Annotated in this window: 12 protein-coding genes; 6 read left to right on the top strand and 6 right to left on the bottom strand. The window is 74.8% G+C overall.

The window, feature by feature from the left end:
• Positions 1 to 79: 79 nt before the first annotated feature.
• The gene (locus tag EMA09_RS27190) at positions 80 to 502 is read left to right on the top strand and encodes a pyridoxamine 5'-phosphate oxidase family protein (RefSeq protein WP_129843599.1); all 423 of its coding nucleotides are present in this window, start codon (positions 80 to 82) and stop codon (positions 500 to 502) included.
• Positions 503 to 512: 10 nt separating this feature from the next.
• Here the strand turns inward: EMA09_RS27190 and EMA09_RS27185 are convergent, their stop codons facing one another.
• Genes EMA09_RS27185 through EMA09_RS27170 form a run of 4 tightly spaced genes read right to left on the bottom strand, consistent with a single transcriptional unit; the run spans position 513 to position 5,839 of the window.
• The gene (locus EMA09_RS27185; RefSeq protein WP_129843598.1) at positions 513 to 1,478 is read right to left on the bottom strand and encodes a hypothetical protein; all 966 of its coding nucleotides are present in this window, start codon (positions 1,476 to 1,478) and stop codon (positions 513 to 515) included.
• Positions 1,479 to 1,527: 49 nt separating this feature from the next.
• Complete coding sequence (locus tag EMA09_RS27180; protein WP_129843597.1) at positions 1,528 to 1,974, bottom strand: hypothetical protein; 447 nt, start codon at positions 1,972 to 1,974, stop codon at positions 1,528 to 1,530.
• Positions 1,974 to 4,601, bottom strand: a complete 2,628-nt coding sequence (locus EMA09_RS27175) for a multicopper oxidase domain-containing protein (RefSeq protein WP_206306015.1) — start codon at positions 4,599 to 4,601, stop codon at positions 1,974 to 1,976. Before EMA09_RS27175 ends, EMA09_RS27180 begins: the two co-directional genes overlap by 1 nt.
• Positions 4,598 to 5,839 carry a TIGR04053 family radical SAM/SPASM domain-containing protein gene (locus EMA09_RS27170; protein ID WP_240796594.1) on the bottom strand — a complete coding sequence of 414 codons (1,242 nt, stop codon included), beginning with the start codon at positions 5,837 to 5,839 and terminating at the stop codon, positions 4,598 to 4,600. The genes EMA09_RS27175 and EMA09_RS27170 overlap by 4 nt, the downstream gene beginning before the upstream one ends.
• Before the next feature lie 319 nt (positions 5,840 to 6,158).
• On the opposite strand from EMA09_RS27170, the gene EMA09_RS27165 reads away from it, so the two are divergent.
• The 5 genes from EMA09_RS27165 to EMA09_RS27145 are packed head-to-tail and all read left to right on the top strand — an operon-like array spanning position 6,159 to position 13,542.
• Positions 6,159 to 9,857: a nitrate reductase subunit alpha gene (locus EMA09_RS27165; RefSeq protein ID WP_129843596.1), complete on the top strand. Its 3,699-nt coding sequence runs from the start codon at positions 6,159 to 6,161 to the stop codon at positions 9,855 to 9,857.
• Position 9,858: 1 nt separating this feature from the next.
• The gene (narH, locus tag EMA09_RS27160) at positions 9,859 to 11,400 is read left to right on the top strand and encodes a nitrate reductase subunit beta (protein ID WP_129843595.1); all 1,542 of its coding nucleotides are present in this window, start codon (positions 9,859 to 9,861) and stop codon (positions 11,398 to 11,400) included.
• On the top strand, positions 11,397 to 12,182 hold the full coding sequence (narJ, locus tag EMA09_RS27155) for a nitrate reductase molybdenum cofactor assembly chaperone (RefSeq protein WP_129843594.1): 786 nt from the start codon (positions 11,397 to 11,399) through the stop codon (positions 12,180 to 12,182). The genes narH and narJ overlap by 4 nt, the downstream gene beginning before the upstream one ends.
• Positions 12,179 to 12,940 (top strand): respiratory nitrate reductase subunit gamma, encoded by a 762-nt coding sequence (narI, locus tag EMA09_RS27150; RefSeq protein WP_129843593.1) that lies wholly within the window; start codon positions 12,179 to 12,181, stop codon positions 12,938 to 12,940. The genes narJ and narI overlap by 4 nt, the downstream gene beginning before the upstream one ends.
• A complete protein-coding gene (locus EMA09_RS27145) occupies positions 12,937 to 13,542 on the top strand; it encodes a vitamin K epoxide reductase family protein (protein ID WP_240796593.1) in 606 nt (201 codons plus the stop codon). The genes narI and EMA09_RS27145 overlap by 4 nt, the downstream gene beginning before the upstream one ends.
• 96 nt (positions 13,543 to 13,638) lie before the next feature.
• Here the strand turns inward: EMA09_RS27145 and EMA09_RS27140 are convergent, their stop codons facing one another.
• Together EMA09_RS27140 and EMA09_RS27135 are read right to left on the bottom strand one after the other, a co-directional pair.
• Positions 13,639 to 14,844, bottom strand: coding sequence for a globin domain-containing protein (locus EMA09_RS27140; RefSeq protein ID WP_129843592.1), 1,206 nt, complete (start codon positions 14,842 to 14,844; stop codon positions 13,639 to 13,641).
• 243 nt (positions 14,845 to 15,087) lie between these two features.
• On the bottom strand, positions 15,088 to 16,812 hold the full coding sequence (locus EMA09_RS27135) for a GAF domain-containing protein (RefSeq protein WP_129843591.1): 1,725 nt from the start codon (positions 16,810 to 16,812) through the stop codon (positions 15,088 to 15,090).
• Positions 16,813 to 16,905: the final 93 nt, after the last annotated feature.

Genomic DNA, 16,905 nt, shown 5'->3' with positions numbered 1-16,905 from the left:
CGGGCGGGGCGGCCGATCGCCGGGAGATGGGGCCGTCCGGCCCTGCTGGTCGGACGGGCGAGGCGAGGAGGATGGGGGAATGGTGCACAACGACGGCTTTCGCTCGCTGGACCGGCAGGAGTGCCTGCGGCTGCTCGCCGAGGTGCCGGTCGGCCGGGTCGTGTACACGCGGCAGGCGCTGCCCGCGGTACTGCCGGTGAACTTCACCCTGGACACCGACGAGGCGGTGCTGCTGCGCACGTCGGCGGGCTCCGACCTCGCGCGGGCCGTCCACGGCGCCGTCGTCGCCTTCGAGGCGGACGAGTTCGACGCCGCGCGCCGGTCCGGCTGGAGCGTGGTGGTCACCGGCCGGGCGACCCTGGTGGCCGACCCGGCCGAGCGCGAACGCCTGCTGCGCACCGGCCCGACCTCCTGGATGCCGGTGCAGGGCGACGTCTTCGTCCGGATCGAGGCGGAGATGGTGACGGGGCGCGAGCTGACGGACGCGCGCGTCGCCGGCTGAGCCCCGCGTCTCAGCCGGTCTCCGGGACGGCGCGCGCACGGGGGGTGCACCCGCCGTCCGGGCCGTAGCCGAAGCGGATCAGCAGTTGCGGGAAGCAGCGGCGGCGTGTTCCCGCGACCGCCTCCCGCAGGTCGTGCCACTCCATCGCCTGGTGCATCGGCGACGTGCGCACACCGTGCCGTGTGGCCACCAGCAGCACCCGTTCGAGCGCCTGGCCCGCGAGCAGCCAGTCCGTCCGCCGGTCCTCCCTCGTCCACAGCAGGGCGACCTGTGGGTGCCGCTCGAAGGGCAGGGCGGGCGGACGGAAGCCACGCACCGGCCCGGTGAAGTCCCGCGTCGGGATCCGTCCGGCCCGGTCGCGGGGGCCGATGGAGGCGAGCGGGACGCCGTAGGGCGCCCGCGGTGCGGCGACCCAGCCGCGGGTCTCGGCGACACGGCGCGGGTGGGCGGTGTTGCGTGCCTCGGCCAGCGCCGTGAGCCGCAGGAGCAGCCGGGTCCCCGCGATGCCGGGGACGTCGAGCCGCGCGCCCTCGGCCCTGGCGGCAGCCGTCATCGCGGACACGATGTGCTCGGGGACCGGCCGGCCGGTGAACGGCATCCGGCTGGTGTGCCGGCGAGCGACGGCCCCGTACAGTCCGCCCAGGGGCGCCCGGCCCTCCGCCGCCGGTGCGAGCCGCACGGTGGCCAGCAGGTCGGGGTCGTCCGCGTCGGGCAGCAGACGGACGAGGGGGTCCCATCCCAGGTGCGCCGCGGCCACGCGGAGGTTGAGGACGGCTGCGCCGACGGAGACGTGCTGGGCGCGCAGATGGGGGTCGGCGAGCGGCAGGTGCCGCGTACGGTCGACGCGTACGTGGACCGTACGGGTGGGGGCGTCCAGGCCGAAGCGCCAGGGCTGGGTGTTGTGGATCGACGGGGCGGCGACGGCCGCGCGCAGCAGGGTCTCCACGGCGCGCGCGTCGGTCTCCGGCGTCTGCATGACGGCTCCTCCTCGGACTGTCGGTGTCGGCCCCGCCCGTGGCCGCCGGTCAGGTGGCCGGGAGCGCCGTGGCGAGGAGCACGACGCCCAGGGAACCCACCAGTGACGCCACGGCCAGGGCGCGGGCGAGTTCACGGCGGCCCCCGGCGGCCGCCCAGCCGTGGGCCGCCGCCAGGAGCATCACGACCGCGAACAGGCCGAGCTTGGCGAACAGGGTGCGTCCGTAGCCGGGTTCGGTGAGCGACGCCCAGGTGACGCCCTTGTGCCGGGCGATGGCCCAGCCCGTGCCGAGCTGGACCGGCAGGAACAGCGCTCCCGTGAGGACGGCGAAGCGCCGCCCGACGTCGCGGGCGAACCGGTCGCGGGTCCCCTCGGCGAGCATGCGGCGGGACAGCGGGAGGACCACGGCGGACAGGGCCAGTTGGCCGCCGACCCACAGCACGGCACCGGTGACGTGCAGGAACCGCACCACCTGCCAGATCCCGATCCCGTCCATCAGCGCACCTCCACCGTGCCGTGCGCGCCCGATCCGGCGTGCCGCAGCGCGTGGTCGACGAAGGAGTAGTGGCCGGCCTCCGGGAACACCGTCTCGACGAAGCCGCCCTGGGCGGGTGCCAGGTCGAGCGACTGGGAGCCGCCCGGGTCCTGGGGCCGCAGCAGATGAGCGCCTTCCTTGTAGACGGTGTCGAACACGGCGCCGACGATGTGGAAGGAGACGCCGTCGTCCGGTCCGGCGGCGATGACCCAGAAGCGGACGCGTTCCCCGGCGCGGGCGTCGAGCGGCGCGTGCGCGTACTGGGCCGCGACGCCGTTGAACGTCCAGGCGTCCGGCGTGCCGGCCGTCATACGGGCGACCTGGTCCTCGCTGCCCGGGGTGCCGAGGTACAGCTCGGACGCGACCAGGACGTACTCGCGGTCCACCTCGGCGAGGTCGGGCGGGTCGATGATCAGGGCGCCGTGCATGCCGTTGGCGATGTGCTGGAGCATGGGCGCGGTGCTGCAGTGGTACAGCCAGGCCCCGGCCCGGTCGGCGCGGAAGCGGTACACGAGCCGCTCCCCCGGCTCCAGGGTGCGCATCGGCCCGTCCGGGGCGAGGGCGCCGGCGTGGAAGTCGATGCCGTGGCCCATCTCCGGGTCGTCGTTGACCAGCGTGACCTCGAAGGTGTCGCCGACCCTGCCGCGCAGCGTGGGGCCGGGAGCGGTGCCGCCGAACGTCCACATCTCCTGTTCCACGCCCGGGGCGACCTCCACCGTCTGGCGGACGGCGTGGAGTTCGACGCGGTGCACGTCCGTGCCGGGTGCCGCAGGCAGTTCGGCGGGGCGCGGCTCCCAGTCCGCCGAGAAGTCGGCGGCGAGGTCGAGGTCCGGGTCGCCCGCGGCGGTGGCGGTGTGGCCGGCGTGGTCCCGCGCGGTGTCGCCGACGACGATGTCCAGGGTCATTCCGGCGGCGCGGTGGCCGGGCACCGTGCACCAGGCCGTGCGGTCGGCGCTGACCGTGCCGATGTCGAGGGTGGCCGACTCGCCGGCGGCGAGCAGCGAGGTGGCGGGGCCGTCCTCGACCTTCAGATCGTGCCGCTGCGCGTCGTCGTTGGTGACGTCGAGGAGCAGGCGGGTGCCCCGGGCGACCTCGACACGGTCCGGTGTGACGCGCATGTTCCCGAGGGACACGGCCACCGTGCGGGTGGTCGTGGCGGCTCCTCCCGCCGTGCCGGCGGCGCTGTCGGCGGTCCCGCCGGTCCCACCGCTCCCGGCCACGAGCACGGCGAGGACCGTCACGACCGCACCCGTGGCGGTGCCGAGCAGCGCCGGCGTGCGCGAGGGCGCGTCCGGCCGGCCGCGGCGCGCCAGCACGGTCACGACGAGGCCGAGGAACGCCGTCGTGGCGACCGCCGCCAGAACCGTCCCGGCGGTGGTGACGGGTCCCGGCAGGGGCAGGGCGAGCAGGACGGCGGCCAGGTTCAGCGCCGCCAGCCGGGGTGCCCAGGCCCGTTCCAGCACGGCCCGCAGCTCGGTCCGCTCGCGCGGGCCGCCGGACAGGACGATCGGCAGCAGGTACGTCAGCGCGCCGACGAGCACCTGCCCGACGAAGCCGATGAGGAACGCCGGAACCAGCCCGTCGGCACCGGGCCGCGCGGCGTCCGGGGTGTGCGTGGCGAGGTGGACGAGGTCGGCCGCGACCGCGGTCACCAGCCAGGCCGTGGACGCGGCCAGCGACCAGGCCGCCGCGGCCGACACGGGCCGGCTGCCGCGCCGCACGGTGACGGCGAGGAGACGTACGGCCGGGCCGGTGCCGGCCGCGTACGCGGTCAGCCCGGCGACGACGGCGGCGCGCTGGGGGCCGCCGGTGCCGGAGGCGAGGCCGGCCACCGCGACCGCGAGGCCGCCGCCGGTCAGGGCCAGGGTCCTGCGGGCCTCCCGCGCCGTGCCGGGGTGCATGCGGACGCCGAGGACGGTGGGCCAGAGCATGAACAGCGTGCCGATGACGGGCAGCGCGATCCAGCCGAGGAGGGCGACGTGGATGTGGGCGAGCCGGAGCCCGGTGTGCAGGCGCGCGGGGGCGGTGCCGGTGGCGATGAGCGTGCCGAGGACCGTGGCCACGACGAGGGCCGCGGCCGCGGCGCGGTAGAACGCGGCGATGGGGGCCAGCCGGCCGCCCAGCGCCCCACGGCCCAGCCGCACCAGCACGGCCAGGTGGGCGGTGGCGGCGGCGACCAGTCCCGCGGCGCCGACACCGGTCAGCACCGGCAGGTCGGCCCACACGCCGATGACGACCCCCGCGACGGCCAGGTTGGCGCCGTGGAGGCGTACGGCGCTCCACCGCCGGCCGGGCAGCCCGGCGCGCAGCATCGCCACGGCGAAGTGCTCGCTCCACACGAGGATGGCGGTGGTGGCGGCGCCCAGCAGGAAGAGGTGGACGGCGAGCCAGCGCGCGACCGGCAGTGTGGCGTGTCCGGTGGCCGCGAGCAGGGCGAGCCCGGCCCAGACGGCGATCAGGACGTGGGCCTGCAGGTGGCGTGCCCGCAGGGCGGACCGTTTGAACCGGCTGGGCGCGGCATCGGCGCCACCGCCCGGCCGGACGGTCCTGAGCTGCCCGCGTCCGTCCGCGCGGGGTTCGTCGCTCACGATGCTCCTCGCCGCGCCGCCCGGTGGCCGGCCAGCAGTCCGGCCAGCTCGCGCCTGTGGGGGAAGGACCCGGGTACGTAGCCGCACCAGGGTTCCTCGGCGTACGGGTCGCCGGTCAGGCCGAAGGCGCGGGACCGGGAGCCGCCGCAGACCCGGCGGAACTCGCAGGCGCCGCACCGGCCGCCCAGCCGGTCGGGGTCCCGCAGCCCGGTGAACAGCCCGGAGGTGCGGTAGATCTCGGTGAGGGGCCGCTCGCGCACGCTGCCGGCGCCGAGCGGGAGGAAGCCGCTCGGGTGCACGGTCCCGGTGTGCGAGACGAAGACGAAGCCGCGGCCCGCGTTGACGTCCAGGGGCGGGCGGCGTGCGCGGCGGGCGCCGTCGGTCAGGCCGAGCGCGGCCGCCCGGTCGCGCAACGCGCGGTACAGCGGGCCGAGTCCGAGGACGGCGACGTGGTCGTCCCCGCGGTCGGCGAGGATGCGGCGCTGCAGGGCGACGCGGCGGAAGTGGTGGGCCTCCGTCGTCTTCGCCGGCACGGTCAGGCCGATGTCGTGGACGAAGTTCAGGACGTCCTCGGTCTCCCCGGCCGTGAGCGCGCCGAGGGCGCTGCCCCGGCCGGTCGGCACGAGGAGGAAGGCGCTCCACAGCATGGCGCCGTGGTCGCGCACCAGGCGGACGATGTCCGGGAGGTCATGCAGATTGTGCCGGGTGACCGTGGTGTTGATCTGCGTCTTCATGCCGAGGGCGCGGGCGGCGTCCCAGGCGTCGAGGGTCCAGCGGTAGACGCCGGGTACACCGCGGAAACCGTCGTGCAGCCCGGGAGTCGATCCGTCGAGGCTGAGCGAGAGGCCGACGGCGCCCGCCCCGTGCACCGCGCGCAACCGCTCGGGGGTGAGGGTCGGTGTGCCGGACGGCGAGACGGCGACGCGCACGCCCGTCCGCGCGCCGTACGCGATCAGCTCCAGCAGGTCGGGGCGCTGGAACGGGTCGCCGCCGGTGATCACGAAGAGGGGTGCCGGGTGTCCGAAGGCGGCGACCTGCCGTATCAGGTCCTCGGCCGCCCGGGTGTCCAGCTCGCGCGGGTCACGGTCGGGGACGGCCTCGGCGCGGCAGTGCAGGCACGCGAGCGGGCAGGCCCGGGTGGCCTCCCAGATCACGATGAACGGCCGCTCCCCCGCGTCCTGCCGCTGCCGCCGCACCACGGGCGCGGCGGGGCCGGCACCGGACCGCCCGCCGTTCACCGGTGTCCCCGGTGGACGCGGACGGACGGGGCGGTCCGGGCGGGACCGGACCGGAGGGCGGCGCGCGGCGTACGCCCGGCCGGCCACGGCCCGGGGCGGGGGAGTGGGTCGGGCCGACACCCGCGGCGGTCGTCCATGCGCAGCCTCCGATTCGATCAGCGCCAGCATGCACTGCGGGGCGGTGGCCGACGGGGCGCCGAGCGGCCCCGCTCCGGGGCCGATGGTCCCCGAACACGGGTGCGCGCCGGAGTCGTTGGGCGCCCGGCTGGGGGCGTTCGGCCCAACGATCGCGCGGGGCGGGCCGCCTAGGTTTCCCGGCATGGAGAACGACGACAACGCACGGCGGCGGGAGCGGCGCGCCGGGCAGGGCTGGCCGCTGGCGGCCCGCCGGCTGCTGACCCGCAGCGCGGTGTCAGCCGACGGACGCGCCGTGTTCGGACAGCACGACGGCAAGTGGGAGGGGTTCTACCGGGACCGCTGGGCGCACGACAAGGTGGTGCGCTCCACCCACGGCGTCAACTGCACCGGTTCCTGCTCGTGGATGGTGTACGTCAAGGACGGCATCATCACGTGGGAGCACCAGGCCACCGACTACCCGTCGATCGGCGCGGACTGCCCCGAGTACGAGCCGCGCGGCTGCCCGCGCGGTGCCTCGTTCTCCTGGTACACCTACTCCCCCAGCCGGGTCAGGTACCCGTATGTGCGGGGCACGCTGCTGACGATGTGGCGCGAGGCCAGGCGCAGGCTCGGCGACCCGGTGGCGGCGTGGGCGGAGATCACGGGCGACCCGGCGAAGGCGCGGGCGTACAAGCGTGCCCGCGGCAAGGGCGGTCTGGTGCGCGCGGACTGGGACGAGGTCGCCGAACTGGTGGCGGCCGCCCATGTGCACACCATCAAGGCGTACGGCCCGGACCGGGTGGCCGGCTTCTCGCCGATCCCGGCGATGTCGATGGCGTCGTTCGCGGCGGGCAGCCGGTTCATGTCGCTGATCGGCGGCACCCTGCTGTCGTTCTACGACTGGTACGCGGACCTGCCGGTCGCCTCCCCGCAGGTCTTCGGCGACCAGACGGACGTCCCGGAGGCCGCGGACTGGTGGAACGCGGGCTACCTGGTGATGTGGGGCTCCAACATCCCCGTCACCCGCACTCCCGACGCGCACTTCCTGACCGAGGCCCGCTACAACGGGACCAAGGTCGTCGCGGTCAGCCCCGACTACGCGGACAACGTGAAGTTCGCCGACGAGTGGCTGGCCCCGCACCCGGGCACCGACGGGGCGCTCGCCATGGCCATGGGGCATGTGATCCTGCGCGAGTTCCTCGTCGACCGGGAGGTGCCGTACTTCCGCGACTACCTGCGGACGTACACGGACGCGCCGTTCCTGGTGACCCTGCGGGAGAGCGGGCACGGGCTCGTGCCCGGCGGTTTCCTCACCGCGGCCGACCTCGGCGGCGACGAGGAGAACGCAGGGGCGAAGACGGTGCTGCTCGACCGGGCGACGGGCGAGCCCGTGGTCCCGAACGGATCGCTGGGCTTCCGCTGGGGGACGACCGGGCAGGGCCGCTGGAATCTGGACCTGGACGGCGTCGAACCCGAGCTGAGCCTCCTCGGTTCGGCCGAGGACACGGTCGAGGTGGCGCTGCCCCGGTTCGACGAGGGGGCCACCGAGGGCGGCTCGGTGATGGTGCGCGGCGTGCCCGTGCGGCGGATCGGCGGCCGGCTCGTCACGACCGTCTTCGATCTGCTGCTCGCCCAGTACGGGGTGGGCCGCCCGGGGCTGCCGGGCCGCTGGCCCGCGGACTACGAGGACGCGGCCGAGCCGTGCACCCCGGCGTGGCAGGAGACGCTCACCTCGGTGCCGGCCGCGCAGGCGGCCCGGATCGCCCGTGAGTTCGCCCGGAACGCGGAGCGGACGCGGGGCCGCTCGATGATCGCGATGGGCGCCGGCACCAACCACTGGTTCCACTCCGACACGATCTACCGGGCGTTCCTCGCGCTGACCACGATGACCGGCTGCCAGGGCGTGAACGGCGGCGGCTGGGCGCACTACGTGGGCCAGGAGAAGGTGCGTCCGCTGACCGGTTTCCAGCACCTCGCGTTCGCCTTCGACTGGCAGCGGCCGACACGCCACATGGCCGGCACGTCCTACTGGTACCTGAACACGGACCAGTGGCGCTACGAGGCGTTCGGTCCCGACGAGCTGGCGTCCCCGCTCGGGAGGGGCCGGTTCAGGGGCAGGGCGTTCGCCGACTGCCTGGCGCAGGCCGTGCGCCTCGGCTGGACGCCGGGCCACCCCGCCTTCGACCGCAACCCGCTGGACCTGGCGGACGAGGCGGCGGCCCGCGGGCGCCCCGTCGCCGAGCACATCGTCGACGAACTGAAGGCCGGCCGGCTGCGGTTCGCCGCCGAGGACCCGGACGCCCCGGCCAACTTCCCGCGGGTGCTGACCGTGTGGCGGGCGAACCTCCTCGGCTCGTCCGGCAAGGGCAACGAGTACTTCCTGCGTCACCTGCTGGGCACGGACGCGGCCGTCCGCTCGGCCGAGACGCCCGAGGACGAGCGGCCCGCCGAGGTCGTGTGGCACGACGAGGCCCCCGAGGGGAAGCTCGACCTGCTGGTGTCACTCGACTTCAGGATGACCTCGACCGGCCTGCTGTCCGACGTGGTCCTGCCGGCCGCGACCTGGTACGAGAAGGACGACCTGTCCAGCACGGACATGCACCCCTTCGTGCACGCCTTCACACCGGCCATCGCACCGCCCTGGCAGGCCCGCACCGACTACGACACCTTCCTCGCGATCGCCGACCGGTTCAGCGAGCTGGCCGCCGGCCACCTGGGGAGGCGGACCGACGTGCTCGCCGTGCCGCTCGCGCACGACACGCCGGACGAGCTGGCCCAGCCCGGCGGGGTCGTGCGCGACTGGAAGGCCGGCGAGTGCGAGCCGGTCCCGGGCCGCACGATGCCGAAGCTGGTCGTCGTGGAACGGGACTACGCGGCCGTCGCGCAGAAGATGCGGGCCGTCGGCCCGCTGCTCGACACGCTCGGCACGACGACGAAGGGCGTCACCGTCCACCCGGACCGCGAGATCGGGGAACTGGGGCGGCGGCTCGGCACCGTGCGCGACGGCGTCGGGGCGGGGCGTCCGTCCCTGGCCACCGCGAGCGACATGTGCGAGGCGATCCTCGCGCTGTCCGGCACCACCAACGGGCGGCTCGCGACCGAGGGGTTCCGCGAACTGGAGCGGCAGACGGGCAGCGCGGGCCTCGTGGAGCTCGCGTCGGAGCGCGAGGCCGAGCGGATCACCTTCGCCGACACCCGTACCCAGCCGCGCCCGGTGATGACGTCGTACGAGTGGTCCGGCTCGGAGACCGGCGGCCGCCGCTACTCGCCGTTCGTGATCAACGTCGAGCACCGCAAGCCCTGGCACACCCTCACCGGCCGGCAGCACTTCTTCATGGAGCACGACTGGATGGCCGAGCTCGGCGAGCAGCTCCCGGTGTACCGGCCGCCGTTGAACGCGCTGCGGCACTACGGCGACGAGCACCTGCACGAGACGGGCCGCGCCGAGGTGACCGTGCGCTATCTGACGCCGCACTCCAAGTGGTCCATCCACTCGGAATACCAGGACAACGCCTACATGCTGGCGCTGTCCCGGGGCGGCCCGGTGATCTGGATGTCCACCGCGGACGCCGAGCGGATCGGCGTCCGGGACAACGAGTGGATCGAGGCGTACAACCGCAACGGCGTGGTGGCGGCGCGGGCGGTGGTCACCCACCGGATGCCCGAGGGAACCGTGTACATGTACCACGCCAAGGACCGCACGGTGAACGTGCCGCGGACCGAGGTCAGCGGCAGGCGCGGCGGCATCCACAACTCGCTGACCCGGCTGCTGCTGAAGCCCACCCATCTGGCCGGCGGTTACGCCCAGTTCACCTACGCCTTCAACTACTACGGCCCGACCGGCAACCAGCGTGACGAGGTCACCGTCATACGCCGCCGCAGCCAGCAAGTGGAGTACTGACATGCGCGTGATGGCACAGATCGCCATGGTGATGAACCTCGACAAGTGCATCGGCTGCCACACCTGTTCGGTCACCTGCAAGCAGACGTGGACGAACCGGACCGGAGTCGAGTACGCCTGGTTCAACAACGTGGAGACCAAGCCGGGCGTCGGCTACCCGCGCCGCTACGAGGACCAGGAGCAGTGGAAGGGCGGCTGGACGCTGGACCGCAGGGGCCGGCTGGTGCTGCGCTCCGGCGGCAGGGTCAGGCGGCTCCTGTCGTTGTTCTCCAACCCGGACCTGCCCGGCGTCGAGGACTACTACGAGCCGGTGACGTACGACTACGACAACCTGGTGAGCGCCCCCGCCGGCCCGGACATGCCGGTGGCCCGCCCCCGTTCCGTCCTCACCGGCAGGCCGGCGTCCATCACCTGGGGCGCCAACTGGGAGGACGGCCTCGGCGGTGCGCCCGAGCACGCGGGCGGCGACCCGAACCTGGGCGGCGCGTGGGCCGAGAAGGTCAGGTTCGAGTTCGAGCAGACCTTCCTCTTCCACCTGCCGAGGCTCTGCGAGCACTGTCTGAACCCGGCCTGCATGTCGGCCTGCCCCTCCGGCGCGATGTACAAGCGCGTCGAGGACGGCATCGTCCTGGTCGACCAGGACCGCTGCCGCGGCTGGCGGATGTGTGTGACGGCCTGCCCGTACAAGAAGGTGTACGTCAACCACGCGACCGGCAAGGCCGAGAAGTGCACCTTCTGCTTCCCGCGCATCGAGGCCGGGCAGCCCACGGTCTGCTCGGAGACGTGCGTCGGCCGGCTCCGGTACCTCGGCCTGGTGCTGTACGACGCCGACAGGGTGGGCGAGGCCGCGGCGACCCCGGACGAGCGCGACCTGCTGGACGCCCAGCGCGACGTCTTCCTCGACCCGCACGACCCGCGGGTGATCGCGGCCGCGCGGGAGGCCGGCATCCCGGAGGACTGGCTGGACGCCGCGCGCCGCTCCCCGGTGTACGCGCTCGTGTCGACGTACAGGGTCGCGCTGCCGCTGCACCCGGAGTACCGCACCCTGCCCATGGTCTGGTACGTGCCGCCGCTCTCCCCCGTCCTGGACGCGGTGAGTGCGGCGGGCGGCGACCAGGACGACCCCGACCACGTGTTCGCCGCCGTCACCCGGCTGCGCATCCCGCTGGAGTACCTGGCGGAGCTGTTCACCGCCGGGGACACCGACGTCGTCGGCGGGGTGCTGATGAAGCTGACCGCGCTGCGCTCTTACATGCGGGAGCGGACCCTGGAGGCGGCCGGCGACGAGACCGCGCTGAAGGCCGTGGGACTGACCGCCCGGGAGGCGGAGGACCTGCACCGCCTGCTGGCGGTGGCGAAGTACCGGGACCGGTACGTCGTCCCGGCGGCGCACCGGGAGGACGCCGCCGCCCTCAGCGCCCTGGAGAACCGCTGCCCGGTGGAGTCCGCCGGTACCGGTGACGGGGCCGGGCGGAAGGTCATGCTCGGCATCCCCGCCCTCCGCCGCCGCACCGCCGGGACCCCGACCGGAGGCCACCTGTGAGCGCCGTCCCCGCCATCGGCGTCACCCCGACCGTCCGCACCCGCCTGCGGGCCGCCGTACGGCGCAGGCCGCGGCTCACGCACGCGGAGCTGCTGGACCGGGAGCTGCTGCTCCGGCTGCTGTCGCTGCTGCTGCAGTACCCGGACGCCGAGCTGACCGCCGCACGGCCCACCCTGATCGCGGCCCCCCGCGCGCTGCGGCCCACGGCTGCCGCCACGGAGCTGGCCGCGTTCACGGACTGGTTCGCCGGCCAGGAGCCGCAGGCCCTGGAGCGGCACTACGTCGAGACGTTCGACCTCCGCCGCAGGAGCAGCCTCTACCTCACGTACTACCTGCACGGGGACACGCGCCGCCGCGGCATGGCTCTCCTCGCGCTCGCGCAGCGCTACCGGGCGGCGGGCTGGGAGATCGGCGGCGGGGAGTTGCCGGACCACCTACCGGTGGTCCTGGAGTTCGCGGCCGTGTCGGGTCCCGGGCCCGGCGAGGCGCCGCTGCGCCAGCACCGGCGCGGCCTCGAACTCATCCACCGCGCGCTGGCCGACGCGGGGTCGCCCTACCGGCACCTGCTGGCCGCGCTGCTCACCCTGCTGCCGCCCGCCACCGCCGCGGACCTGGCGGCCGTGGCCGCACTCGCCGCCGGTGGGCCGCCGGACGAGGCCGTCGGCCCGGCCCCGTACGCCGACGGCGGCCCCGTGCCACCGGGCGCCTTCACTCCCCCGGAGCGCGCCCCGCTCGCGCCCGTTCCCCCGCTCCTCCCACCGACCTCGGACGGTCCTCGATGAACGCTTCAGGAACCGACCTGCTGCTCTGGGTCGCCTGTCCCTACGCCTGCCTGGCCGTGTTCGCCGCCGGACACGTCTGGCGCTACCGGCACGACCAGTTCGGCTGGACGTCGCGCACCAGCCAGCTCCTGGAGCACCGCTGGCTGCGCTGGGGCAGCCCGCTGTTCCACCTGGGCACGTTCATGGTGATCGGGGGGCACGTCGTGGGCCTGGCCGTCCCCGACAGCTGGACGGAGGCCGCCGGCATCAGCGAGCACGCGTACCACACCACGGCCGTGTGGGCGGGTTCTGTCGCGGGCGTGGCCATGATCGCCGGGCTCGGCATGCTGTGCGCCCGCCGGCTGCTGAGCCGCCGGATCCGGCTGGGCACCGACCGCAGCGACAAGGTGCTCTTCCCGCTGCTGTCCGCCACGGTGGTGCTCGGCATCACCGCCACGGCCGCGCACAACGTGTTCGGCGGGGGCTACGACTACCGGGAGACCGTCTCGGTGTGGTTCCGCGGCGTCTTCACGTTCCAGCCGCAGCCCGAGGCGGTCTCCGGGGCGCCGCTGCTGTTCCAGCTCCACGCCCTGACGGCCTGTCTGCTCTTCGCGGCCTGGCCGTTCACCCGTCTCGTGCACGTGTGGAGCGCGCCGGTCGGCTATCTCGTCCGGCCGTACCTCGTCTACCGGCGCCGCGTGTCCGCGCCGCGGCGGTCCGCGGCGGCTGCCGGGCGGGGGCGCCCGGCGCACGGTCCGCGCTCCGGCAGCGCCGCGTGACGGCGGCGGGCGGCGGGGCGCCGGGCCGGCGGACGGGCCTGCTGCTGACGGTGACAGGGCTCGTCGGCTGGCTCGCGTCGTTCCTGCTGGCGGTCGAGGACCGGCGGGTGCTGAACGACCCGGCGCACCGGCCGTCGTGCGACATCGGACCGGTGGTCGGCTGCGGCAGCACCATGGCCGGCGAGCAGGGCAACCTGCTCGGCATCCCCACCATGCTGCTCGGCATCGGCGCCTTCGCCGCCGTCGCCGCCCTCGGTGTCGCCGTCCTCGCCGGTGCCCGCCTGCACCGGCTGGTGTGGCTGGCCCTGCAGGCCGGGGCGTTCGCGGGCGTCGTCCTCGTGCACTGGCTGATCCCGCAGTCGCTGTACGTCCTCGACCGGATCTGTCCCTACTGCGTCGTCGTGTGGATCGTCACGATCGCGCTGTTCTGGTACGTGACCCTGCGGAACCTCGGGCACGGGGTGATCCGGCTGCCCACCGCCGCGCGGCCCGTCCTCGGCCTCGTGCTGGACACGCACTGGATCGTGCTCGCCGCGTGGTACGGCGTCATCGCCGTGCTCGTCCTCACCCGGTTCTGGACGTACTGGAGCGGCCTGGTGTGACCGGCCCGGCGACCGGTCCCCGCACGGAAGAACCCCGGCAGCGCTGTCCTGCTGCCGGGGTTCTCCGCGCGCCCGCGGGAGCGGGCGCCGCTGTGGTCAGCCCTCCGCGTGGGCGAGCCACAGGTCGGGGCCGAAGACCTCGTAGCGGATGCGGCGGGCGGGTACGCCGGCCGCGAGGAGCTGGGTGCGGACGGCGCGCATGAACGGCAGCGAGCCGCACAGGTACACGTCGGCGCCGGCCGGCAGCGCGAGGCCCGTCAGATCCATCCGGCCCGCGTGGACGCCGGGTCCCGAGCCGCCGTCCCGCTCGTACCAGAACTCGGTCCTGGCGTCCGGCAGCTCGCCGGCCAGGCGGAGTGTGTCGGCCCGCAGCGCGTGGTCGGCCGGCGAGCCGTCGGCGTGCAGGACCACGACGGTACGGCCGGAGCCGGAGGCGGCGAGGTGCTCCAGGATGCCCGCCATGGGCGTGCAGCCGATGCCGGCGGAGACGAGCAGCAGCGGCGCGTCGGACGCGTCGAGGACCACGTCGCCGAACGGGGCGGACAGGGTCAGCTCGTCGCCGGCGCGCACGGTGCGGTGCAGGTGGTTCGAGACCTCGCCCTCCGGGGCGTCGGCGAGGCCCGCGACCCGCTTGACGGTGATGCGGCGCAGCGCGCCGCCGGGGGCGTTCGAGAGGCTGTACTGGCGGAGCTGGTGGGTGCCGTCGGGCAGGAGCGCGCGGACGCTGACGTACTGGCCCGCCTTCGCCGCGGGCAGGGGTCCGCCGTCGGCCGGGCGGAGCAGGAAGGACACCACGTCGGCGGTCTCCTCGCGGCGCTCGGCGACCGTCCACTGCCGCCAGGGGCTGCGCGGGTCGACGCCGGCGTCCCGGTAGAGACACGCCTCCCGGGCGATGAGCGCGCCCGCCATCAGCCAGTAGACCTCGTCCCAGGCGGCGGCCACCTCGGGCGTGACCGCGTCGCCGAGGACGTCGCCGATGGCGCGGAAGAGGTACTTGTGCACGACCGTGTACTGGTCCTCCGTGACGCCGAGGGCCGCGTGCTTGTGCGCGATGCGGGACAGCAGCGCGTCGGGGCGGGCGTCGGGGTCGGCGACCAGCGCCTGCGCGAAGGCGGCGATGGAGCCGGCCAGTGCCTTGCGCTGCTCGCCGTTGGCCTGGTTGGCGCGGTTGAACAGGCCGTCGAGCAGGGCCGGGTGCTCGTCGAACATCGTGTCGTAGAAGCGGGCGGTGATCGCGTCGAGAGCGCCCCCCACGGCGGGGAGGGAGGCGCGTATGACGGCGGCGGACTCGTCGGAGAGCATGGGTCACCTCAAGAACAAGGATGGTGGGGTCCGCCTTTCGGGCGGCGCTCATCTCTCGTCTACCAGGCGTTTCGCGCCCCGTGGGGGCGCGCGGGCGGATCGGGGCCGGGCGGCCGCGCAGGTCGGGACGGTCGGGCCGGGGCGCGCGGCGGGACCGGGGCCGTACGGCCCCGTCCACCGGCCCCTTGGTCCCGCCCCCCGGCGGGCCCGCTGCCGGGCGCGGTCAGGGGTGCGGCTCGGCCGTCACCGGTCGCGGACGGGCACCTGCCACACCAGCCGTGTCCCGCCGCCCTCCGGGGTCGACCGCTCCAGGTCGCCGCCGAGCTTCCGTGCCCGCTCCGCCATGTTCGCGAGGCCGCTGCGGCGGCCCCCCGGCGGGATGCCCACACCGTCGTCGGCGACGGTGAGGCGCACGGTCCTGCCGTCCGTCTCCAGCACGACGTCCGCGTGACCGGCCCGGGCGTGCCGCGCGATGTTGGTCAGCGACTCGGACAGGACGGCCACGACGTGGTCGGCGGTCTCCCGCGGCACGTGGGTGTCGAGGAGCCCCTCCATGCGGAGTCCGGGGGCGAGGCCGAGGACCGGCGCCGCCTCGCCGACGACGCGGACGACCCGCGCCCGCAGGCCCGGGGACGCGTCGTCGTCACGGGCGCGCAGGCCGAAGATCGTCGTACGGATGATCTTGATGGTCTCGTCCAGGTCGTCCACGGCCCGCAGCACGCGCTCCTTGGCCCCTGCGTGGTCGATGAACCGGCCCGCGCTCTGGAGGGTCATGCCGGTGGCGAACAGCCGCTGGATCGCGAGGTCGTGCAGATCGCGGGCGATGCGGTCGCGGTCCTCGAGCAGCGCGATCTGCTCGGCGTCCTGCCGCCGCTCGGCCAGTTCCATGGCGACGGCGGCCTGCGCGGCGAAGCCGAGCAGCGGACCGGTCTCCTCCTCGGTGAACGGGCTGCGGCCGGCCGTACGCACCAGCAGCACGACACCCCGTACGCCGTCGCCGCTGCCGATGGGCACGGCAACGGCCGGACCGAGGCCGGAGAAACGGGGCGGGCCGGCCGAGACCCGTCCGTCGCGGGAGATGTCCGGGCTCGTGACGGGGGCGGCGGTGGAGAAGGCGAGGCCGATCAGGCTGTCGTCCACGGGCAGCACGAGACCGCGGTGCGCGTCGGCCTCCTGCCCGATGGCCAGCTCGACGGTGAGCGCGTCGGTCCCCGCCATCGGGACGGCCACCACCGCGAGGGCGGCGCCGGTGATCTCCCGCGACCGCTCGGCGATCGTCCCGAGCACCTCGCCCCGCTCGCTGCCGGACATCAGACTGTGCGTGATCTCCGCGCTCGTGCGCAGCCAGCGCTCGCGCAGCCGGGACTCCTCGTACAGGCGGGCGTTGTCGATCGCCACGCCGGCGGCCACGGCGAGCGTGGACAGGATGGCCTCGTCCTCCTCGTCGAACTCGGCACCGCCCCGCTTCTCGGTCAGGTAGAGGTTCCCGAACACCTGGTCGCGCACCCGGATCGGCACCCCGAGGAAGGTGTGCATCGGCGGGTGGTGGGCGGGGATGCCGAACGACGCCGGGTGCTCGGAGAGCTTGCGCAGCCGCAGGGGCTCCGGGTGCCGGATCAGCTCGCCGAGGATGCCGTGGCCCTCGGGGAACGGCCCGATGCGGGCGATCTCCTCGTCGCTGACACCGACGGTGAGGAAGTCCGACAGGCGCCTGCCGTCCGGGCCGATCACGCCGAGGGCCGCGTACTCGGCGTCGACCAGGGCCGCGGCGGCGTCGAGGATGCGGCGCAGCGCCTGCTCCAGGTCGAGTTCCCGGCCGACGGTGAGCACCGCCTCCAGCAGACTGTGCACCCGGTCGCGGGTGCCGCGTGCCGCGTCGACGCGGGCCTGCAGCTCCTCCAGCAGCTCGTCCAGGCGCAGTTGCGGCAGCCGCACCCTGGCCTCTCCCGACTCCTCGGAGCGTCCCACGGCCGATTCCTCCACGTCTCCCGGCGCCCCGACGGCGGACCGCCTGTCCTCCGCAACGGTAGCGGCACGGGTCGCGGCGGCCCGGGCGCGGTG

Source organism: Streptomyces sp. RFCAC02, from assembly GCF_004193175.1.
Taxonomy (GTDB): Bacteria; Actinomycetota; Actinomycetes; order Streptomycetales; family Streptomycetaceae; genus Streptomyces.
Note: the sequence above shows the minus strand (reverse complement) of the source record. Positions and strands in the feature narration are given on the sequence as shown.

Coding starts and splice junctions, on each gene's coding strand:
- EMA09_RS27190 (WP_129843599.1), top strand. CDS start 80: ATGGTGCACAACGACGGCTTTCGCTCGCTGGACCGGCAGGAGTGCCTG.
- EMA09_RS27185 (WP_129843598.1), bottom strand. CDS start 1,478: ATGCAGACGCCGGAGACCGACGCGCGCGCCGTGGAGACCCTGCTGCGC.
- EMA09_RS27180 (WP_129843597.1), bottom strand. CDS start 1,974: ATGGACGGGATCGGGATCTGGCAGGTGGTGCGGTTCCTGCACGTCACC.
- EMA09_RS27165 (WP_129843596.1), top strand. CDS start 6,159: ATGGAGAACGACGACAACGCACGGCGGCGGGAGCGGCGCGCCGGGCAG.
- narH (WP_129843595.1), top strand. CDS start 9,859: ATGCGCGTGATGGCACAGATCGCCATGGTGATGAACCTCGACAAGTGC.
- narI (WP_129843593.1), top strand. CDS start 12,179: ATGAACGCTTCAGGAACCGACCTGCTGCTCTGGGTCGCCTGTCCCTAC.
- EMA09_RS27140 (WP_129843592.1), bottom strand. CDS start 14,844: ATGCTCTCCGACGAGTCCGCCGCCGTCATACGCGCCTCCCTCCCCGCC.